The 17,153-nt window shown below is 71.3% G+C and carries 16 protein-coding genes; 3 read left to right on the top strand and 13 right to left on the bottom strand.

What is annotated here, in order from left to right:
• Positions 1–98 precede the first annotated feature (98 nt).
• The 7 genes from truB to rimP all read right to left on the bottom strand — a co-directional run bounded on the left by truB (position 99) and on the right by rimP (position 7,076).
• Positions 99–1,007 (bottom strand): tRNA pseudouridine(55) synthase TruB, encoded by a 909-nt coding sequence (gene truB, locus ACZ4IF_RS25610; protein WP_467566643.1) that lies wholly within the window; start codon positions 1,005–1,007, stop codon positions 99–101.
• Positions 1,004–1,450 carry a 30S ribosome-binding factor RbfA gene (gene rbfA / locus ACZ4IF_RS25605; RefSeq protein WP_095937010.1) on the bottom strand — a complete coding sequence of 149 codons (447 nt, stop codon included), beginning with the start codon at positions 1,448–1,450 and terminating at the stop codon, positions 1,004–1,006. The genes truB and rbfA overlap by 4 nt, the downstream gene beginning before the upstream one ends.
• A gap of 47 nt (positions 1,451–1,497) precedes the next feature.
• A complete protein-coding gene (locus ACZ4IF_RS25600; protein WP_028802531.1) occupies positions 1,498–1,794 on the bottom strand; it encodes a DUF503 domain-containing protein in 297 nt (98 codons plus the stop codon).
• 149 nt (positions 1,795–1,943) lie between these two features.
• A complete protein-coding gene (infB, locus tag ACZ4IF_RS25595) occupies positions 1,944–5,048 on the bottom strand; it encodes a translation initiation factor IF-2 (RefSeq protein WP_467566640.1) in 3,105 nt (1,034 codons plus the stop codon).
• 148 nt (positions 5,049–5,196) lie between these two features.
• On the bottom strand, positions 5,197–5,475 hold the full coding sequence (locus ACZ4IF_RS25590; RefSeq protein WP_359492198.1) for a YlxR family protein: 279 nt from the start codon (positions 5,473–5,475) through the stop codon (positions 5,197–5,199).
• Positions 5,476–5,577: 102 nt separating this feature from the next.
• The gene (nusA, locus tag ACZ4IF_RS25585; protein WP_467566637.1) at positions 5,578–6,576 is read right to left on the bottom strand and encodes a transcription termination factor NusA; all 999 of its coding nucleotides are present in this window, start codon (positions 6,574–6,576) and stop codon (positions 5,578–5,580) included.
• A gap of 2 nt (positions 6,577–6,578) precedes the next feature.
• Positions 6,579–7,076 (bottom strand): ribosome maturation factor RimP, encoded by a 498-nt coding sequence (gene rimP / locus ACZ4IF_RS25580; protein ID WP_467566635.1) that lies wholly within the window; start codon positions 7,074–7,076, stop codon positions 6,579–6,581.
• 275 nt (positions 7,077–7,351) lie between these two features.
• Here rimP and ACZ4IF_RS25575 point away from each other — a divergent pair, with 275 nt between their 5' ends.
• The 3 genes from ACZ4IF_RS25575 to ACZ4IF_RS25565 are packed head-to-tail and all read left to right on the top strand — an operon-like array spanning position 7,352 to position 9,348.
• Complete coding sequence (locus tag ACZ4IF_RS25575; protein ID WP_467566633.1) at positions 7,352–7,903, top strand: hypothetical protein; 552 nt, start codon at positions 7,352–7,354, stop codon at positions 7,901–7,903.
• On the top strand, positions 7,900–8,400 hold the full coding sequence (locus ACZ4IF_RS25570) for a ferritin-like domain-containing protein (protein WP_467566630.1): 501 nt from the start codon (positions 7,900–7,902) through the stop codon (positions 8,398–8,400). The genes ACZ4IF_RS25575 and ACZ4IF_RS25570 overlap by 4 nt, the downstream gene beginning before the upstream one ends.
• 27 nt (positions 8,401–8,427) lie before the next feature.
• Positions 8,428–9,348 (top strand): aminoglycoside phosphotransferase family protein, encoded by a 921-nt coding sequence (locus ACZ4IF_RS25565; RefSeq protein ID WP_467566627.1) that lies wholly within the window; start codon positions 8,428–8,430, stop codon positions 9,346–9,348.
• Positions 9,349–9,598: 250 nt separating this feature from the next.
• Here ACZ4IF_RS25565 and ACZ4IF_RS25560 read toward each other — a convergent pair whose 3' ends face one another.
• From ACZ4IF_RS25560 to dxr, 6 genes are all read right to left on the bottom strand, one after another.
• Positions 9,599–11,290 carry a proline--tRNA ligase gene (locus ACZ4IF_RS25560; RefSeq protein WP_095937002.1) on the bottom strand — a complete coding sequence of 564 codons (1,692 nt, stop codon included), beginning with the start codon at positions 11,288–11,290 and terminating at the stop codon, positions 9,599–9,601.
• Between the two features lie 71 nt (positions 11,291–11,361).
• Positions 11,362–11,931: a GNAT family N-acetyltransferase gene (locus tag ACZ4IF_RS25555; protein WP_359492209.1), complete on the bottom strand. Its 570-nt coding sequence runs from the start codon at positions 11,929–11,931 to the stop codon at positions 11,362–11,364.
• Positions 11,932–11,993: 62 nt separating this feature from the next.
• Positions 11,994–12,842 (bottom strand): GNAT family N-acetyltransferase, encoded by an 849-nt coding sequence (locus ACZ4IF_RS25550; RefSeq protein WP_467566623.1) that lies wholly within the window; start codon positions 12,840–12,842, stop codon positions 11,994–11,996.
• Positions 12,843–13,268: 426 nt separating this feature from the next.
• Positions 13,269–14,426, bottom strand: a complete 1,158-nt coding sequence (ispG, locus tag ACZ4IF_RS25545; protein WP_467566620.1) for a flavodoxin-dependent (E)-4-hydroxy-3-methylbut-2-enyl-diphosphate synthase — start codon at positions 14,424–14,426, stop codon at positions 13,269–13,271.
• Between the two features lie 163 nt (positions 14,427–14,589).
• Positions 14,590–15,894, bottom strand: coding sequence for a M50 family metallopeptidase (locus ACZ4IF_RS25540; protein ID WP_467566617.1), 1,305 nt, complete (start codon positions 15,892–15,894; stop codon positions 14,590–14,592).
• Positions 15,891–17,147 (bottom strand): 1-deoxy-D-xylulose-5-phosphate reductoisomerase, encoded by a 1,257-nt coding sequence (gene dxr / locus ACZ4IF_RS25535; RefSeq protein WP_467566614.1) that lies wholly within the window; start codon positions 17,145–17,147, stop codon positions 15,891–15,893. Before dxr ends, ACZ4IF_RS25540 begins: the two co-directional genes overlap by 4 nt.
• Between the last annotated feature and the right edge of the window lie 6 nt (positions 17,148–17,153).

Raw genomic sequence — 17,153 nt, 5'->3', positions numbered from 1 at the left:
CGAGGGGGGACCGTGGAGCGGCGGGCACGAGACCCCGTGACCGCCGCTCCTCGGGCAGCACTCCCCCGCGCCGGTTCCCGCCCGGGGGGCCGGAGGAGCTAGGCGCCGAACACCGCCAGGCTCTTCGCCTTGCCCCGCTGTTCCTCGACGAGGGCCAGGAAGACCCCGTCGCGGTCGAAGACCGCCACGGCGCCCTTGCCCGCGTACTCCTCGGGCATCTCCAGCCGCACGCCGTTCAGGAGCAGCCGCGCCCGCTTGGCGTCCACGTCCCAGCGCGGGAACGCGGCCGCGGCGGCTTCGGCGATCGGCATCACGGTCAGCTCCTCCTGGAGCTGGTCGAGCGTGCGCGCCGAGTCCAGCTTGTACGGGCCGACGCGGGTGCGGCGCAGGGCGGTCAGGTGACCGCCGACGCCGAGATCCGCGCCCAGGTCGCGGGCGAGTGCCCGGATGTAGGTGCCGGACGAGCAGACGACCGAGACCACCAGGTCGAGCACGGGCGTGCCGTCCTCGGCGACGGCGTCACGGACGTCGTACACGGCGAACGACGAGATCGTCACCGGCCGGGCCGGGATCTCGAATTCCTCGCCGTCGCGTGCCCGCTTGTACGAGCGCACGCCGTCGATCTTGATGGCGCTGACCTTGGACGGCACCTGCATGATGTCGCCGGTCAGCTTGACGATCCCGGCGTCGACGGCGTCACGCTTCACGCCGGAGGCGTCGGTGGACGACGTGATCTCGCCCTCCGCGTCGTCCGTCAGCGTGTTCTGGCCGAGCCTGATCGTGCCGAGGTACTCCTTCTCGGTCAGCGCGAGGTGCCCGAGGAGCTTGGTCGCCTTCTCGACGCCGAGGACGAGCACGCCCGTCGCCATGGGGTCGAGGGTTCCGGCGTGTCCGACGCGGCGGGTCCTGGCGATCCCGCGCATCTTGGCGACCACGTCGTGCGAAGTGAAGCCCGACGGCTTGTCCACGATGACAAGCCCGTCGGGCGTCCGGTGCTTCTGGGTCATTCGGCGGCGTCGTCCTCGTCCTCGCCCGGCTTCTTGTACGGGTCGGCGTCACCGGCGAAGGTGGCGCCCGCCGAGACCTCGCGCACCTTCGCGTCCGAGGCGCGCGCCTTGTCGAGCAGGTCCTCGATGGTCCGGGCGGTGTCGGGCAGGGCGTCCGCGACGAACGTCAGGGTCGGCGTGAACTTCACGCCGGCCGCCGCGCCGACCGCGGAGCGGAGCACGCCCTTGGCGCTCTCCAGGCCCGCGGCGGCCGCCGCGCGCTCCTCGTCGTCCCCGTACACCGTGTAGAAGACGGTCGCCTCCCGGAGGTCCCCGGTGACCCGGGTGTCCGTGATGGTGACGTGCGTACCGAGCCGCGGGTCCTTGATCCCGCGCTGCAGCTTCTGGGCCACCACCTCTCGGATGAGGTCCGCCAGCCTCTTAGCCCGCGCGTTGTCGGCCACTGGTCCGTCTCCCTCGTTCTTCCTGTTCTGCGTCTCAAGCTTGTGTGTCACTCGTCGTCGTCGCCGTGGAAGCGCCGCCTCACGGACAGCAGCTCCACCTCGGGACGCCCGGCGACCAGTCGTTCGCACCGGTCCAGCACGTCGGTCAGATGGCCGGCGTCCCCGGACACCACCGCGAGGCCGATGCCGGCCCTGCGATGCAGGTCCATGTGGTCGACCTCCGCCGCACTCACCGCGTACTTGCGCTGGAGCTCGGCCACGATCGGACGGACGACGGAGCGCTTCTCCTTCAGCGACCGTACGTCGCCGAGCAGGAGGTCGAAGGACAGAGTCCCCACGTACATATGTGTATCCGGATGTCCCGCCGGTACGGGGTAGATGGCCCGGCCATGCTTGCCCGGGACATCAAGAACCGTACAACGAACGGCCGGGGCCGATCGACGGCATTTACTGCCGCCGACCGGCCCCGGGTCGCACCAAGAGGTACCTGCTGCTACGAGCGCGGCTTCTCCCGCATCTCGTACGTCGCGATGACGTCGTCGACCTTGATGTCGTTGAAGTTTCCGAGGTTGATACCACCCTCGAAGCCTTCGCGGATCTCGGTGACGTCGTCCTTGAAGCGACGCAGACCGGAGATGGTGAGGTTCTCCGCGATGACCTTGCCGTCGCGGACGAGGCGCGCCTTCGTGTTGCGCTTGACCTCGCCCGAGCGGACCAGGACACCGGCGATGTTGCCCAGCTTGGACGACTTGAAGACCTCGCGGATCTCCGCCGTGCCGAGCTCGACCTCCTCGTACTCCGGCTTGAGCATGCCCTTGAGGGCCGCCTCGATCTCCTCGATGGCCTGGTAGATCACCGAGTAGTACCGGACGTCGACGCCCTCGCGCTCCGCCATCTGCGCCGCGCGGCCCGCAGCGCGGACGTTGAAGCCGATGACGATGGCGTCGGAGCCGGTCGCCAGGTCGATGTCCGACTCGGTGACCGCACCCACACCGCGGTGCAGGACGCGGATGTCGACCTCTTCGCCGACGTCGAGCTGGAGCAGCGAGGACTCGAGAGCCTCCACCGAACCGGACGCGTCGCCCTTGATGATGAGGTTGAGTTCCTGCACCAGACCGGCCTTGAGGGCCTCGTCCAGGTTCTCCAGGGAGAACCGGACACCCCGGCGGGCGAAGTTGGCGTTGCGCTCACGCGCCGCGCGCTTCTCGGCGATCTGACGTGCCGTGCGGTCCTCGTCGACAACCAGGAAGTTGTCGCCGGCACCCGGGACGTTGGTGAGACCGAGGACGAGGACGGGGGTCGAGGGACCCGCTTCCTCGACGTTGTTGCCGTTGTCGTCGAGCATCGCCCGGACACGGCCGTACGCGTCGCCGACGACCATCGTGTCACCGATGCGCAGCGTGCCGCGCTGGACGAGCACGGTCGACACGGCACCGCGGCCACGGTCGAGGTGGGACTCGATCGCGATGCCCTGCGCGTCCTGCTCCGGGTTGGCCCGCAGGTCGAGCGAGGCGTCCGCGGTCAGGACCACGGCCTCGAGCAGCTGGTCGATGTTCAGACCCTGCTTGGCGGAGATGTCGACGAACATCGTGTCGCCGCCGTACTCCTCGGCCACCAGACCGAACTCGGTGAGCTGACCGCGCACCTTCGTCGGGTCGGCGCCCTCGACGTCGATCTTGTTGACCGCGACCACGATCGGCACGTCGGCCGCCTTGGCGTGGTTCAGCGCCTCGATCGTCTGGGGCATCACACCGTCGTTGGCCGCCACCACGAGGATCGCGATGTCGGTCGACTTCGCACCGCGGGCACGCATGGCGGTGAACGCCTCGTGACCCGGGGTGTCGATGAAGGTGATCCTGCGCTCTTCGTCGTTGACCTCGGTGGCGACCTGGTACGCACCGATGTGCTGCGTGATACCGCCGGCCTCGCCCGCGACGACGTTCGTCTTGCGGATGGTGTCCAGCAGTCGGGTCTTACCGTGGTCGACGTGACCCATGACGGTCACGACCGGCGGACGCGGCATGAGGAATTCCTCGCCGCCCTCGTCCTCGCCGAACTCGATGTCGAAGGACTCGAGCAGCTCGCGGTCCTCCTCCTCCGGGCTGACGATCTCGACGACGTAGTTCATCTCGCCGGCGAGCAGCTGGAGGGTCTCGTCGGAGACGGACTGCGTGGCAGTGACCATCTCGCCGAGGTTCATCATCACGGCGACGAGCGACGCCGGGTTGGCGTTGATCTTCTCCGCGAAGTCGGTGAGGGACGCACCGCGCGACAGGCGGACGGTCTGTCCGTTGCCGCGAGGCAGCATCACGCCGCCGACGGACGGGGCCTGCATGGCCTCGTACTCCTGGCGCCTCTGCCGCTTCGACTTGCGGCCACGACGCGCCGGACCGCCGGGACGGCCGAAGGCACCCTGCGTGCCGCCACGGCCACCGGGACCACCCGGACGACCGCCGAAGCCGGGACGGCCACCGCCGCCACCGGGACCACCGGGACGACCGGCGAAGCCGCCGCCACCGCCACCGGGACCACCAGGACGACCGGCGAAGCCGCCACCGCCGCCACCGGGACGACCGGCGAAGCCGCCACCGCCGCCCGGACGACCGCCGCCACCGGCACCGGGACGACCGCCGCCGCCGGGACCGCGGCCACCGGGGCCACCGCCGGGACGCGGGCCGGCAGCCGGACGCTGCGGCATCATGCCGGGGTTCGGACGGTTGCCGCCGGGGCCGCCGCCGGGACGCGGGGCCTGCGGACGGGGCATGCCTCCCGGGGTCGGACGGGCGCCGCCCGGACCGCCCTGCGGACGCGGAGCGCCGCCGGGGCCGCCCTGCGGACGGGGACCACCCTGACCGGCGCCCTGCGGACGCGGGCCACCAGGGGCGCCTGCGCCACCCGGACCGCCGGGACCGGGACGCCCACCACCCGGACGGGGCGCCTGCGGGCGCGCCATGCCGGTGGAGCCGCCGGAGGTGAAGGGGTTGTTGCCCGGACGCGGGCCGGCCGGACGAGCACCGGGACGCGGGGCCTGGCCGCCGGGACGCGGGGCGCCCTGACGGTCGCCGCGCTCGGGACGGTCACCGCGGGACTGGCCGCCCTGGCCGGGACCGGCCGGACGGGCGCCGGGCTTCGGCGCGCCGGGGCGGGCACCCGGACGGGGGCCTGCGGCCGGAGCCGGGGAGGCCGCCGGGGGCGCGGTGAACTCGGGCGCCGCCGGAGCCGGGGTCGCCGGAGCGGGCCGCGGCGCGGGCTTGGGGCCCGGTGTCGGGCGCGGACCCGGGGCAGCCGGCGTGACCGGGGCAGCCGCGGGGCGCTCGGCCGTGGCCGGCTTGGGAGCCGGCGGGCGCGGGGCAGCCGGACGGGCCGCCTGCGCGGGAGAGGGGGCTGCCGGCCTGGCCGGGGCAGCCTTGCGGGCGGGGGCGGACTTGCCGCCTCCGCTGCCCTGCTGGAGGGCGTCAGTCAGTTTGCGGACAACGGGCGCCTCGATCGTCGAGGACGCCGAACGGACGAATTCACCGAGTTCTTGGAGCTTGGCCATGACGACCTTGCTCTCCACGCCGAACTCCTTGGCGAGTTCGTATACCCGGACCTTAGCCACTTCGCTCCTTTTAGGTCCGGGTTTGCGTCCGGACCGTCGCTACTTCATGGGCGTACTCATCGCGTGCTCATCGAGTGCTCATCGCAATCTCGACCTACTTCCAACTCGCGGGGTACCAGGGCCGCACGGGGGTTCCGTACGACACGTCTTACGGTGTTGCCTGCTCGACGGAGAGGCGCAACGCCGCGGTGTCGAGCGGTCCCGGGACGCGCAGCGCCCGCGGGAACGCCCGGCGGCGGACCGCCAGGTCGAGACAGACCAGGGCGGGGTGCACATATGCACCCCGGCCGGGCAGCGTACCGCGATGATCGGGGACACATTCGTCCTCGACCGCCACGATGCGCAGCAAGTCCTTCTTGGCCGCTCGCTCCCGGCACCCCACACAGGTGCGCTCAGGGCATGCGCGGGCTCGCGTCCGGCCAGACACTCTTAAGTCTACCTCCCCGTAGCGACCTCACCCCTTTGGGGCAAGAATCGAACAGTTGCTTCGGCGGGAACTGTCGTGATCTGAGCCACCCGCGGCTTGGATCTATTCCCCGCTCTGCTCGGGCTGCTGTTCGGTGTCCGGACGGATGTCGATGCGCCAGCCGGTGAGCCGGGCGGCGAGCCGGGCGTTCTGCCCCTCCTTGCCGATGGCCAGCGACAGCTGGTAGTCGGGGACGGTCACGCGTGCCGAGCGGGCCGCGAGGTCGACGACCTCGACCTTCGAGACGCGGGCCGGGGAGAGGGCGTTCGCCACCATCTCGGCCGGGTCGTCCGACCAGTCGACGATGTCGATCTTCTCGCCGTTCAGTTCGGCCATGACGTTGCGCACGCGGCCGCCCATGGGGCCGATGCAGGCGCCCTTGGCGTTCAGGCCGCTGCGGGTGGACCGGACGGCGATCTTCGTACGGTGGCCGGCCTCACGGGCGATGTGGGCGATCTCGACGGAGCCGTCGGCGATCTCCGGCACCTCGAGCGCGAAGAGCTTCTTCACCAGATTGGGGTGCGTGCGCGAAAGGGTGACGGACGGACCGCGCACACCCTTCGCCACCCGGACGACGTACGAGCGCAGGCGCAGGCCGTGCTCGTAGTTCTCGCCGGGGACCTGCTCCTGCACCGGCAGGATGGCCTCCAGCTTGCCGATGTCGACGAGCACGTTCTTCGGGTCGCGGCCCTGCTGGACCACCCCGGTGACGATGTCGCCCTCGCGTCCGGCGTACTCGCCGAGCGTCGCGTCGTCCTCGGCGTCCCGCAGGCGCTGCAGGATGACCTGCTTGGCGGTGGTCGCCGCGATCCGCCCGAACCCCGAGGGGGTGTCGTCGAACTCGCGCGCCTCCTGCCCCTCCTCCAGGTCCTCGGGGTCCTCCTTCGCCCACACGGTCACATGGCCGGTTTCCCGGTTCAGCTCCACGCGCGCGTGGCGGCGGCTTCCCTCGGTGCGGTGGTAGGCGATGAGGAGGGCCGACTCGATCGCCTCGACCAGCAGGTCGAAGGAGATCTCCTTCTCCCGTACCAAGCCCCGCAGGGCACTCATGTCGATGTCCACGGCTACGCCTCCTCTTCGTTCTTGTTCTTGCGGTTGAACTCGACCTGGACACGCGCCTTGGCGACGTCCTCGAAGGCGAGGTGCCGGGCGGTGGGCTTGCGGCCCTTCACGCCCGGGACTTCGACGTCGAGACCGTCGTCGTCGACCTTCAGGATCCGGGCGACCAGCTCGCCGCCCTCCGTCAGCTGGAACTTCACCAGGCGGTCGGTCGCGCGCACGTAATGACGGTGCTCCGTGAGCTCACGCTCGGCACCGGGGGTTCCGACCTCGAGGGTGTACTCGCCCTCGCCCATCGCGTCCGTCTCGTCGAGCTTCGCCGAGAGCGCGCGGCTCACATCGGCGATCTGGTCCAGGTCGGCACCGGAGTCCGAGTCGACGACGACACGCAGCACACGCTTGCGGCCTACCGAGTCCACTGCGATCTCTTCGAGATCGAGTCCCTGAGAGCCTACGAGCGGTTCCAGAAGTTCTCGCAGCCTCTCGCTCTGGGTGGTGCTCATCCGGGTGACTCCTCGGCCGCGTGTGCTGTTGTGGTTAGGTCGTGTGTCAGGTCAAAGGGTATCCGGTCGCGGGGGGTGTTGCCGTCCACCGGGAGCCGGCCGGGTGCGGCCCTCCGCCGCCCGCTGCCTAGCCGGTGCCCTGCGCGGAAGGGCGGAAACCACCTGCCGGGACCGGCTCGGGAGAGCCGCTGGCACGCGTTCGGCCGGGGCGCGGGTACCGTGATCACGGGCGCCTCGCCCTCTCCTTCCGTACGAGCCCTCCAAGGACGACTGCCGTGCCGTTCACCCTGCCGTCGCGCGCCCCGTCGGGTCCGCGCCGAAGGACCCTGCTCGCCTCGGCCGCGGGCGCCTTCGCGCTCGCGGGCTGTTCCACTTCCGAACCGTCCACCGACACGGCCGGCGGCAGCCCCTCGGCCGCGGACCGGGCACGCGCGCGTGCCGCGCGCGACAGCGAGGAGCTCGCCGGTCACTACGCCGCCGTGATCGCCGCGCATCCGGCACTGGCGGAGCGGCTGACCCCGCTGCGGGCCGAGGTCGTCCGGCACGCGAAGGCTTTCGGGGACGGGGCTCACGCCACCGCCTCGCCCTCCGCGACCGTCTCCGCGACGGCGGCCGGCGCGCCCGCGTCCGCGTCCGCGTCCGCCTCCCCCACCGTGCCGGCCGACCCGAAGGACGCGGTCGGTGAGCTCGGCGCGGCCGAACGCGCCCTGGCGGACGCGCGCACGAAGGCCCTGGTGGAGATGCCGGGCGAACTGGCCAGGCTGCTGGCCTCGGTGGCGGCCGCCGGCGCCGTCCACGCGTATCTGCTGTCGGAAGGGGCGAAGTGAGCAAGACCTCCCGCACCACGGGCCCGGCCCGCACCGAGCGGGCCGAGAAGGCCGAACTCGGGGCTCTGCAGGCCGCGTTGGGCGCCGAACACGCCGCCGTCTACGGATACGGCGTCGTCGGCGGCAAGATCGGCAAGGGGCGGCGCGACGAGGCGCGGGCCGCCTACGACGCGCACCGGGCGCGACGGGACGAGCTGGCGCGGGCCGTCCGGGACCTGGACGGCACGCCCCAGGCCGCCTCCGCCGCGTACGCGCTGCCGTTCGCCGTCAAGGACTCGGCCGCGGCGGTCCGGCTCGCGGCGGAACTGGAGGAGCGCGTCGCCGGCGTCTACTCGGACCTCGTGCGCGCCGCCACCGGCGACCGGCGGCGTGCCGCCGCCGAGGCGCTGCGCGAGGCGGCGGTGCGGGCGGTGCGCTGGAGCGGCGAGAGCGTAGCCTTCCCTGGGCTCGCGGAGCGGGCGGCCACCACCTCCGCGTCCGCGTCCCCACAGACGTGACGCGACCTGGAAGGGAACAACTCGGGCATGGCTTTCGAACCGCCGCGGCGTCTCGTCCGGGCGCTCGGCGAGATCCAGCGGGGCGGCGCCGAGGGCGCCGACGGGACCGACGAATGGCTCGCCAAGCTGCCCGAGCTGGCACAACAGGCCGCAGACGTACGCGAGTTGATCGTGGAGCGGGTGCAGGCGCCGGGTGGCAGGAGCAGCCTGGTCCTGCTGGTACGGCAGGCCGACGGAACGCCCGCCGTGCTGAAGCTCGCGCCCGAGCGGGCCCGTCCGGAGAGCGAGTGCGCCGCCCTGGCCCACTGGGACGGACGCGGCGCGGTGCGGCTCCTCAACCCCGGCGACACCCGTGGTGTGCTGCTTCTGGAGCGGCTGCACCCGGAGATGTCGGTACGGTCGCTGCCTGAGGCGAAGGCCCTGCTGGAGGCGGCGGGCACGCTGCGGCGGCTGTGGGTCGAGCCGCCCGCGGCGCACGTCTTCGAGACGGTCGCCGAGCGGACGGGCCGGCAGGCGGAGGCGATGCGGGCGTCCGCGTCCGCCGACCAGGAGGTCGCGCCGCTGGTCGACGCGGCACTCACGGCCCGCGAGGAACTGCTCGCCGCGCCGCCGGAGGAACGGCTGCTGCACGGCACGTTCCGGCAGAGCAAGGTGCTCGCCGGCGAGCGCATGCCGTGGCTGGCCGTGGGCCCCGACCCGGTGGTCGGCGAGTGCGCCTTCGATCTGGCCCGGCTGGTCCGCGACCGGGTCGAGGACCTGATCGCGTCCCCGTCGGGGTCGTCGATCACCCGGCGCCGGGTGAAGCGGCTCGCCGAGTCCCTCGACGTGGACCAGGAACGGCTGCGCGGCTGGACCCTGTTCCGAGCGGTCGAGTCGGGCGTCCGAGCCCGTCGCGTCGGCCGCCCCCAGGACGCAGAACTCCTCCTCGAATTCGCCGGCTGGCTCTGACACCGACGCCGGCCAACGGCACCGAGCGCCCCGAAAGGGGCGTGGGAAACGGCGCGCCCGGCCACGACGCACCGGCACAGACACACAGACCGGCTGCCCCGGATCACCGAACAGCACCGGCCGAGACACACCCGAAAGGGGCGCGAGGAACGGCGCGCCCAGCCACGACGCAGCGGCGGAGGACCACGGACCGAAAGCCGGCAAGGGCCCGCGCGGCAGCGCACCGCCGCGCGGGCCCAGGGGGAACCGACTAGGCCGTGAGACGGGCGATCGCCTCGTCCACGGTCAGCTCCTCGCGCTCACCGGTCCGCCGGTCCTTGAGCTCGACGACACCCTCGGCGGAGCGACGGCCGGCGACCAGGATCTTCGGCACGCCGATGAGCTCCGCGTCGGTGAACTTCACGCCCGGCGAGACCCCGGCACGGTCGTCCACCAGGACGCGCACCCCCGCGGCGTTCAGCTTCTCGGACACGTCGAGCGCCAGCTCGGTCTGCAGGGCCTTGCCCGCGGCGACCACGTGGACGTCGGCGGGAGCGATCTCCTCGGGCCAGCACAGGCCCTGGTCGTCCGCCGACTGCTCGGCCAGCGCGGCCACCGCACGGGAGACACCGATGCCGTACGAGCCCATGGTCACGCGCACGGGCTTGCCCTGCTGCCCGAGGACGTCGAGCTGGAAGGTGTCGGCGTACTTACGGCCGAGCTGGAAGATGTGGCCGATCTCGATGGCGCGGTCCAGCTTCAGGCCGGTGCCGCACGCGGGGCACGGGTCGCCCTCCTCGACCACGACGACGTCGAGGTAGTCGTCGACCTCGAAGTCACGGCCCGCGACGACGTTCTTCGCGTGCGTGTCGGCCTTGTTGGCGCCGGTGATCCAGGCGGTCCCGGGCGCCACCCGCGGGTCGGCGATGTAGCGGACCTTCTCCAGGCCCTGCGGGCCCACGTAGCCACGGACGAGGTCGCCGCGGCCCTCGAAGTCCTCGGCGGTGACGAGTTCGACGACGGCCGGGGCGAGGTGCTCGCCCAGCTTGCCGAGGTCGACCTCGCGGTCGCCCGGGACGCCCACCGCGACGATCTCACCGTCGACCTTGACCAGGAGGTTCTTCAGGGTCGCGGAGGCGGGGACGCCGAGGTGCTCGGCGAGCGACTCGATGGTCGGGGTGTCGGGGGTGTCCAGCTCCTCGACCGGGCCGTGCTCCTCGGACACCGGCGTGAGCTTGAAGGTCACCGCCTCCGTGTTGGCCGCGTAGTCGCAGGACGGGCAGTCCACGAAGGTGTCCTCGCCGGCCGCGGCCGGGGCGAGGAACTCCTCCGACGCGGAGCCGCCCATCGCGCCGGAGACGGCCGAGACGATGCGGTAGTCGAGACCGAGACGCGCGAAGATCTTCTGGTACGCCTCGCGGTGCAGCCGGTAGGACTCGGCGAGCCCCTCGTCGGTCGTGTCGAAGGAGTACGAGTCCTTCATCTGGAACTCGCGGCCGCGCAGCACGCCGGAGCGCGGGCGGGCCTCGTCCCGGTACTTCGTCTGGATCTGGTACAGCATGACCGGCAGGTCCTTGTACGAGGCCACCTGGTCCTTCACCACCAGGGTGAAGATCTCCTCGTGGGTCGGACCGAGCAGGTACTCCGCGCCCTTGCGGTCCTTGAGGCGGAACAGCAGGTCGCCGTACTCCTCCCAGCGCGCCGACGCCTCGTACGGCTCCTTGGGGAGCAGCGCGGGAAGCAGGACCTCCTGGGCGCCGATCGCGTCCATCTCCTCGCGGACCACGCGGGAGATGTTGTCGAGGACCTTCTTGCCGAGCGGCAGCCAGGTCCAGATGCCCGCGGAGTTGCGGCGCACGTAACCGGCGCGGACGAGCAGCTTGTGGCTGAGCGTCTCGGCATCCGCCGGGTCGTCACGCAGCGTCTTGACCATCAAACGGGACATGCGCTGGACCTGGGCCATGATTCTCGACTCCTGCTGCGTAAGGGTGATGGCAGGAGGTTAGCCGGGCGGGACGGGACGGTGGAAATCGGTTAGTGCCTGCGCAGCGGCAGAGGGGCGCCCATCACGGCGTACGGCTTGGGTGCACTGGGGAACAGAACCTGGCGGGCGAGGTCCTCGTAGCCCAGTGAGTGGTAGAGGCCACGGGCCGGGCTGTCCGTGTCGATCGCGGACAGGATCGAGCGGGGTTCGGCGGCGGTGTCCGTGATCCGGGTGATCAGAGAGCGACCGATGCCCCGGTTCTGGTAGCGAGGGTGCACATGCAGTTCGGTGATCACGAAGGAGTCGTCGAGCCAGCCGTCGCGGCCCTGGGCGCGCAGATACGGTTCGACGACGGTGGACCACCAGTGCGCGCGGTCGTTGGGCATGCCGTAGACGAAGCCGACGAGGCGTCCGTCGGCGGTGGTGGCGCCCAGCGCGCGGGCTCCCGGGCAGGTGAGGTGGCGCAGCACGATCTGGCGGCGTACGGCGACCTCGTCGGCGCCGAGTCCGAAGGCGAGGGCCTGTACGGCGAGCGCCTCGTCCACGCGCGCGGCGAGATCCAGCGGGCCGATGACCACGTCGTCGGGGTTGCGGAAGCCCTGACCGGGAATGCGCAGCATGCCGGGGAGACTACCTGGCGAGGGGTGGGGCGTGTGAGGTGCCGTAAGGCCCGTGCGGGGCGTCAGAACAGGACACTCATGAACGCGCCGACCTCCTGGAAGCCCACGCGGCGGTAGGTGGCGCGGGCCGCCGTGTTGAAGTCGTTCACGTAGAGGCTGACGACGGGGGCCACGTCCGCGAGGGCGTAGCGCAGGACGGCCGCCATGCCGGGGGCGGCGATGCCCTGGCCGCGGTACTCGGGGGCGACCCAGACGCCCTGGATCTGGCAGGCCTGGGTGGTCGCGGCGCCGATCTCGGCCTTGAAGACGACCTTGCCGTGCTGGTCGAGGCGTGCGAACGACCTTCCGGAACCGACGAGTTCGGCCACCCGTGCCTGGTAGAGCAGGCCGCCGTCCCCGGCGAGCGGCGAGACGCCGACCTCCTCGGTGAACATCGCCACGCACGCCGGCATGATCGTCTCCATCTCGTCCTTGCGGATGCGGCGGACGTACGGATCGGGTGCGACGGTGTCGGGGAGCCGGTCGGTGACCATCAGTGGCTGGTGGGCGCGGACCTCCCGGGCGGGGCCCCAGCTCGGTTCGAGCAGCCGCCACAGCTGGGCGGTCGGCTCGGCGGGGCCGACGATCGAGGAGCAGCGGCGGCCGGCTCGGCGGGCCCGGTCGGCGAAGCCGCGCACGGCCCTCGGGGTGGCGCAGATCGGGACCAGGTTGGCGCCCGCGTAGCACAGGGAGCGGAGCATGCCGTCCTCGTACCAGCCCCACATCTCGCCGCCGAGACGCCATGGGTCGAGGCCGGCGATCTGTACCCGGGAGGCGACGAACGCGTTCGCGACCGGCTCGCGGTCGAGGACGGCGAGCACGGCGTCCAGGTCGCTCGGTTCGAGGACCCTGGTGGTGGTCTGGGTCAACAAGTGCGGGGGCCTTCACCATACGGTCTGCTGATCTCCGCACTGTACCTGGCCCGATTGGGGTGTGCCGCCCGTTGCCCTCCCTGGGGCCCTCGGGGAGACTTCCCGGGGCTCGTGGGGGGCTTTCCGCCGGCCGGGAACGGGCGGGCGTGATGCGGTCGTGGCACCTGGGGTGCCTGGGGCCGACGGTTCTCGCCCCCTCCGCCCCTGCCCGTCCCGTTGCCCTGGAGGCTGCCGCCCACAGACCCCCGCTTCGGCCTGGACGGCCTCGTCCTCGAACGCCGGACGAGCTGAAGGGTTGCCCCCGCCCTCGGACGCGGAGACCACCGGAGTCAGACAAGCAGCCCGCCCGGTCTCGTCGTCGGAGACCGGGCGGGCCGGAGCTTGCCGCCGCCCTCGGAGAGCGGCGGGGGCGGACAGGGCGGGAGGTCAGCCCGATACGGCGACCGAGGGCTCGCCGGAGGCCACGCCGTCGGCCTCCATCTGCTCGGCGAGCTTCATGGCCTCCTCGATGAGGGTCTCCACGATCTTCGACTCGGGCACGGTCTTGATGACCTCGCCCTTGACGAAGATCTGGCCCTTGCCGTTGCCGGAGGCGACGCCGAGGTCGGCCTCGCGGGCCTCGCCGGGACCGTTCACGACGCAGCCCATGACGGCGACGCGGAGCGGGACCTCCATCCCCTCCAGGCCGGCCGTGACCTCCTCGGCCAGCTTGTAGACGTCGACCTGGGCGCGGCCGCAGGACGGGCAGGAGACGATCTCCAGGCCGCGCTGCTTGAGGTTGAGGGACTCCAGGATCTGGAGGCCGACCTTGACCTCCTCCGCCGGCGGGGCGGAGAGGGAGACGCGGATCGTGTCACCGATGCCCTCGGACAGCAGGGCGCCGAAGGCGACGGCCGACTTGATGGTGCCCTGGAAGGCGGGGCCGGCCTCGGTCACACCGAGGTGCAGGGGGTAGTCGCACGCGGCGGCGAGCTGCCGGTAGGCGTTGACCATGACCACCGGGTCGTTGTGCTTCACGGAGATCTTGATGTCGCGGAAGTCGTGCTCCTCGAAGAGGGAGGCCTCCCACAGCGCCGACTCGACGAGCGCCTCGGGGGTGGCCTTGCCGTACTTCTGGAGCAGGCGCCTGTCGAGGGAGCCGGCGTTGACGCCGATGCGGATCGGGGTGCCGGTGTCCTTGGCGGCCCGCGCGATCTCCTTGACCTGGTCGTCGAACTGCTTGATGTTGCCGGGGTTGACGCGGACGGCGGCGCAGCCCGCGTTGATCGCGGCGAAGACGTACTTCGGCTGGAAATGGATGTCCGCGATGACCGGGATCTGCGACTTGCGGGCGATCGTCGCGAGCGCGTCCGCGTCGTCCTGGGTGGGGCACGCCACGCGCACGATCTGACAGCCGGACGCGGTCAGTTCGGCGATCTGCTGGAGCGTGGCACCGATGTCCGACGTACGCGTCGTCGTCATCGACTGCACCGACACCGGTGCGTCTCCGCCCACGGCGACCGTTCCGACCTGGATCTGCCGGCTCTTGCGGCGCTCGGCCAGCTTGGTCGGAACGGACGGCATGCCGAGAGAAATCGCAGTCATCTGCTGTGCAACCCCAAGTTGTGGATCAAGGTCCCGGAATCGTGGGCTCCAGGCTTCGAGATTACGGCACCGGCGCGCGGCCGAGCACATCACGCCCCCAAACCCACTCAATGGAAGGTGGCCGGACACGACGTGTGTCCGGCCACCCGAAAAGCTCGTGCCGCTAGGAGATTCTCACCGGGTTGACGACGTCCGCGATGAGCACCAGGAGCGTGAAGCAGACGAAGATCCCGGCCACCACGTAGGCGACGGGCATGAGCTTCGCGACGTCGAACGGACCCGGGTCGGGGCGGCGGAGCACCTTCGCCGTGTTCCGCCGCAGCGACTCCCAGACGGCGCCCGCGATGTGCCCGCCGTCGAGCGGGAGCAGCGGGAGCATGTTGAAGAGGAACAGGGAGAGGTTGAAGCCGGCGACCAGCAGCAGCATCATCGCGACCTGCTGCGAGGCGGGGATGTCCAGGGTGAAGACGTCGCCGCCGATGCGGGCCGCGCCGACCACGCCCATGGGGGAGTCCGCCTTGCGCGGTCCGTCGCCGAAGGCGGCGTCCCACAGGTCGGGGACCTTGCCGGGGAGCGCGACCAGCGACTCGACGCCGTTCTGCATCATGTCGCCCATGCGGTCCACGGACTGTGAGAAGGACTGCTGGACGATGCCGGAGGCCGGTGTGAAGCCGAGGAACCCGGCGTACACGTACTTGCCCTCGACATAGCCGCCGTTGCCGTCGGTCTTGCTCACCTGGTTCTTGATCAGGTGAGCGGTCAGGTCGACCTTCTCGCCCTTGCGCTCGACGGTGATCGTGACGTCCTTGCCGGGGTTGGCACGGATGTCGGACTGCAGGACGGACCAGTCCTCGACGGCCTTGCCGTCGAACGCGACGATCTTGTCGCCGCCCTTCAGCCCGGCGGCCTTGGCGGGCGCCGCCTGGTCCCCGGACTCGCACTTCGAGCGGTTCTCGCTCTGCTGGATGACACAGTCCGAGACCTTGCCGACCGTGGTCGTCTGGGTCTGGATGCCGAACGTCATCATCACGCCGAGGAAGATCACGACGGCCAGGATCAGGTTCATGAAGGGGCCCGCGAACATCACGATCACGCGCTTCCAGGGCTTGCGCGTGTAGAAGAGGCGGGTGTCGTCGCCGGGCTTGAGCTCCTCGAAGGCCGCGGACCTGGCGTCCTCGATCATGCCGCGGAACGGTGACGTCGAACGGGCCTCGATACGGCCGTCCGGGCCGGGCGGGAACATCCCGATCATGCGGATGTAGCCGCCGAGCGGAACCGCCTTGATCCCGTACTCCGTCTCGCCCTTCCTGCGCGACCAGATGGTCGGGCCGAAGCCGACCATGTACTGCGGCACGCGGATGCCGAAGAGCTTGGCCGTCGACAGATGCCCCAGCTCGTGCCACGCGATCGAGATGAGCAGGCCGACCACGAAGACGACTATGCCGAGGATCATCATCAGGGTCGTCATGCACGAGCCTCCGCGATTGTCGTCCGGGCGGTCAGTTCCCGGGCCCGGGCACGCGCCCAGGTCTCCGCTTCGAGGACGTCCGCGACGGTCAGGGAAGTTCCCGTGACCGGGGTGCCGTGTTCCTCGACCACCCGTGTGACGGTCTCCATGATCCCGTTGAACGGCAGTGTGCCGTTCAGGAACACGTCGACGCACTCCTCGTTGGCGGCATTGAACACCGCCGGGGCCGTGCCCGCGAGCTGCCCCACGTGCCGGGCGAGCCCGACGGACGGGAACGCGTCGTTGTCGAGCGGGAAGAACTCCCAGCTCGACGCCTTGGTCCAGTCGAAGGCCGGCGCCGCGTCCGGGACGCGTTCGGGCCAGCCGAGGCCGATGGCGATCGGCCCCCGCATGTCGGGGGGCGTCGCCTGGGCGATCGTCGATCCGTCAGTGAATTCCACCATCGAGTGGACATACGACTGCGGGTGCACGACGACCTCAATGCGGTCGAAGGGAATGTCGTAGAGGAGGTGCGCCTCGATGACTTCCAGCCCCTTGTTGACCAGGGTCGCGGAGTTGACCGTGATGACCGGTCCCATGGCCCAGGTGGGGTGTGCGAGGGCGTCGGTGGGGGTGACGTCGGCCAGCTCCGCCTTCGTACGGCCGCGGAACGGGCCGCCGGAGGCGGTCACGACCAGTTTGCGCACGTCGGCGCGGGTGCCGGAGGCCAGCGCCTGGAACAGCGCCGCGTGCTCGGAGTCGACGGGGATGATCTGTCCCGGCTTGGCCAGCTCCTTCACCAGCGGGCCGCCGACGATGAGCGATTCCTTGTTGGCGAGCGCGAGGGTACGGCCCGCCTCCAGGGCGGCGAGGGTGGGCGCGAGGCCGATCGAACCGGTGATGCCGTTGAGCACGGTGTGGCAGTCGGAGGAGGCGAGCCGGGTGGCGGCGTCCGGCCCGGCGAGGATCTCGGGAAGGGTCTCTCCAGGGGCGTACTGCGCCTCGAGTGCCTCGCGCAGCGCGGGGACGACGTCCTCGCGGGCGACGGCGACCGCCCGGACCCGGAGCCGGTGGGCCTGCTCGGCCAGCAGTCCGACCCTGCCGCCGGCGGCGGACAGCGCGGTGACCCGGAACCGGTCGGGGTTGCGCAGCACGAGGTCGATGGCCTGGGTGCCGATCGAGCCGGTGGAGCCGAGGATCACGACATCCCTGACTCCGTCCACGGGGTCGAAGACAAGGTGCGGATCAGCGAGGGGGGCTGGACTGTCGCTCATCCCCCC

The organism is Streptomyces sp. NPDC025784 (assembly GCF_055558435.1).
Note: the sequence above shows the minus strand (reverse complement) of the source record. Positions and strands in the feature narration are given on the sequence as shown.